The sequence below is a fragment of the uncultured Microbulbifer sp. genome (assembly GCF_947489355.1).
Lineage (GTDB): Bacteria > Pseudomonadota > Gammaproteobacteria > Pseudomonadales > Cellvibrionaceae > Microbulbifer.
This window is the reverse complement of record NZ_CANLDD010000117.1, coordinates 1-3,426: the sequence shown is the minus strand read 5'-3', so window position 1 is coordinate 3,426 and position 3,426 is coordinate 1. Positions and strand designations below refer to the sequence as shown.

Here is a 3,426-nt window from a genome sequence, read left to right as displayed (position 1 = left end):
CTATGGGACTTCCGGATCTGTCAAACTATGCGTGCCTCCCCGGCAAAGCCGGGGGGTCTCCCTTTTGGACTAGCTCTAACCTTGAAAGTCGCCTTACTTAAAGGTTCAGTGAGATCAGTAGAGGCAACACTACTGAACAAATGCTGGCTACACGGTTTGCATGATTGCCAGCACTTTCTTTTCCTTGACCCTAACAAGGCTAATTCACTAAGTTAAATGCTCAGCATATTGCTCAGCTAAAACTGGAAAGGCTTGCTTTATCTCATCTGGAATTATGGCCCACCATTGTTGTACGTCTTTATCCTTTAAAGCATCACCACCTTCATCTTCCTCATCATAGTCGGGGCCTTCGGCACGGGCAAAAAAGCTGTCTCCTTCTGGGGTATGCGCTAAGAGGATATTTGCCCCGTATTCATCCCAGTAGTGCAAATACCAACCCACGCCATGACCACTTTTTATAAAGCGCTGCACAGTTTTTGGCCAATAGGGATCTTCAAAATAAAAATAACCACAATTGCCTTGAATACTCAGCTCATCAAAAAATACATCACAATCATCAATAATAGTCGCGTCAGCATTGGCAAATGCCACCAAAGCTTCCAGTCCATCTTCCCGATGACGGTGAAATGCCTGCAATACGACTTGAGGGGCCTGTACCAATAATCGGCCGTAAGTTTCCGCCATTAAGCCTCTCCTGCCTGTGTACGTAACCGCTGCTCACCCATCTCCCAAGCCTGCATAATATCAGCTTTATTCGCCTTTAGATCGACTATAAACTTGTTCAATTCATGCGGCACATTTTCTTTACCTTCACATTCATCAATAGAGTTCCACAACCTCTCCAATTTAATACGCTTTCTATCGCTTTCTTTTAATGCATAAGGTAGGGATGATAGAAAATATGGTATGCATTGGTAAAATGGCTGCCAACCCCTCTTTTCCTGTATGGCCAAGTTTGATGAACTACAGAAATACCTACACCAATAGGTAGCTTCTGGTGAAATCTCTTTTACTCTTCTTACCGAAGTCCGCTCCAAAATAATTCTATATTCCTTACCTAGAATATTTTCTGCAAATAAATTCATGTGGCTTTGAAACCACGGAAGTTGAGAATACTTATCCCCGCCAAATAAAAAATTTGTGGATAAGGCTCTTCTATCATTAGCATCTAACAAAGCGGAATTAAACACTGAAAGCAGGCTAACATGATCAATATAGGGTGCCAAGGTCAAAGTTGTACTAGCATTTACAACCCCTTTTAAATCACCATGCACAAAATATTGCTCAATAATTTTTTTTTCATCCTTAGGGTAATCATCAAAAGCTGTACGAGATAACTCCCTCCACTCCCCCTGACGTTGCGACAACCACTCGGGATTCTCCGTTTTCCAAAGGAGCGTCAGGCGTGCAAGCGCCTCCTTTCTAGTTTCCTTTATTGGTTCGTTTTCTTGGGTTGAGGGCTCTGGGTAATTTGTCATGGTTATTGATCCTCACAAAGGTTCTCAAAGGCACCGTTCAATAGGCCACTATCTAAATCATACTCCATCATTTTTTTGCGAGCAGCTTCTAACTCCTCCCAATTAAAGCATCGACGAGTTTATTGCAGCCTCAAATAATATCAGTGTATCAAACAAATGCTCAACTGGTCCCCAACGCTCTATGTGTTGAGATACCCATTGGAGGTCTTTAGTGAGTTCTAAATCCGACTGACTCGACATTTCTAACTCTCAATAACGGCCATATCAGAAACTTCATCAAAGCCTATACTGGCTAATTTACTGATCACTTCACTCGATAAATCCTGGTACTAGTCTTCCTCACACCCCACCGAAACCTGGGTTAAAAAATACTCCTGTACGTCATTTGGCAATACAGCTAACCATTCGGTTAAAGCGGTATTGTCCTCATCCCCGTCCCGGCTAAACTCCTCCACAAAACGCAGGCCATCTCGCACGGCATAGTATTCAATATTGCCGCCATCCCGCTCAATCACGCCATAAAGCTCTATATCTCTACCCTGCTCCACTAGCTTTTTAGCAAAATACATCCAGGCATCGGACAGGCTATAAATCACTACACCACCCAAAGCCTCTTCGGCGCCTTGCGTAGGTAGGGCTTCATCAACGAGAAGGGAATAGTCTAATTCTTCTAACGGTTCTTTAAACCCCGCTAATTGATAAAGCTCGGTCAGCGCCGACCAGCTAATGCAGTTAAAAGTCACCAATAGCTTGGGGAAAACCACTTTCGGGTTCAGTAGTAAGAGAGTTCCATCAGCTTCCATAACCTAGTCCTCCTCCCACTCTTCTTTCAAAGCTTCGGCCACAAAGCGTGGGAAATCTTCACCCAGCTTGTCCCTATGGGCATCAAATACGTCAAAAAAGTTTTTAGCCACAGCTGCTTTATGGCCGCGTTTTTTATCATCCGGGTCTATCAGACCATGGGCATTACGGATTAATTGTTTCATCCGGGACTTATCTGTAGCAATGCGCACTGGTGACTCAGGAGATAGTGTCTGCCTGAATTTATAGTGCTCGAAATCAAATAACCGGGCGTCCAATAATGGCGGCATGGCATCCATAAAACGCGGTAGATATTCTAAATAGCTTCCGATATTGTTATTTTCCGCATCTCTTAACCAGTTCGTGAGGTTTTGCATAGCACAGCTATAAGCAAAGTTTGCGTCAAGCGGAACTATCGGCTCTTCTGTAGGAATCTCAATTTTTATAATTGAATCTGGGAGCCAGACTTCACCCCAAAGGCTCCACACATAATAGGCATCATCTTGAGGATGCAATCGTCCAACCCTTCCTTCCAACAATGCTTGCTGTAAGTCAGCAATCTGATGAGGCTTTAATGGATTGTCTTTAAAATAACTAAAGTAGTCTTCCCAGCCGGCAATCGTTTTCTTTGGATACAGCGCAAGGTTACCAACATGATGAGGTTCAACCTTACGCCAATCAGTTTCATCAAACCCGTTATAGAAAAACGCCTTATCTTTTTGATTATAAACTTCTGCTCTTCCATCTTCCCGCTCATCCGCCTCAATTTTATCCCATTGAGCATCCCTGTCGGTTTTAAACTCATAATTTTTAAACATTTTAAACCTCTAAAACAAATTCTTCAGATGCATCATTTATTAATTCAGAGCCCACACCCTCAAGTGCACCTCTAACGGCCTCAAAACTGTAGTGCCCGGTTTTACTGGCAACATTTACCTGACCACTTTTTTCAAGAAATTCACCCACTTTTTTAAAGTTGCCTTCTTTCGGCCCCTTATCTAAATACCACAGCACTGTATTTTTTTGGCTGGCACTGCCTAATTCTACATTTTGCTCTTTAATACTGCCACTTTTGTTTTTGGCTTTGAATTTATCAAAGCACCATTCAAAATCTTCTATTTCAAAGGCGATATCCCGGTCATTGCGT

The 3,426-nt window shown here is 42.8% G+C and carries 5 protein-coding genes; all 5 read right to left on the bottom strand.

The window, feature by feature from the left end:
- Positions 1–207 precede the first annotated feature (207 nt).
- On the bottom strand, positions 208–684 hold the full coding sequence (locus Q1A48_RS20780) for a hypothetical protein (RefSeq protein ID WP_299948699.1): 477 nt from the start codon (positions 682–684) through the stop codon (positions 208–210).
- Complete coding sequence (locus Q1A48_RS20775) at positions 684–1,478, bottom strand: hypothetical protein (RefSeq protein ID WP_299948697.1); 795 nt, start codon at positions 1,476–1,478, stop codon at positions 684–686. Before Q1A48_RS20775 ends, Q1A48_RS20780 begins: the two co-directional genes overlap by 1 nt.
- Positions 1,479–1,807: 329 nt before the next feature.
- Positions 1,808–2,281, bottom strand: a complete 474-nt coding sequence (locus Q1A48_RS20770) for a hypothetical protein (protein ID WP_299948695.1) — start codon at positions 2,279–2,281, stop codon at positions 1,808–1,810.
- 3 nt (positions 2,282–2,284) lie between these two features.
- On the bottom strand, positions 2,285–3,097 hold the full coding sequence (locus Q1A48_RS20765; RefSeq protein ID WP_299948693.1) for a hypothetical protein: 813 nt from the start codon (positions 3,095–3,097) through the stop codon (positions 2,285–2,287).
- A 1-nt stretch (position 3,098) separates the two neighbouring features.
- Positions 3,099–3,426, bottom strand: a 328-nt coding sequence (locus Q1A48_RS20760) for a hypothetical protein (RefSeq protein ID WP_299948691.1), incomplete at its 5' end; no start/stop codon positions are given.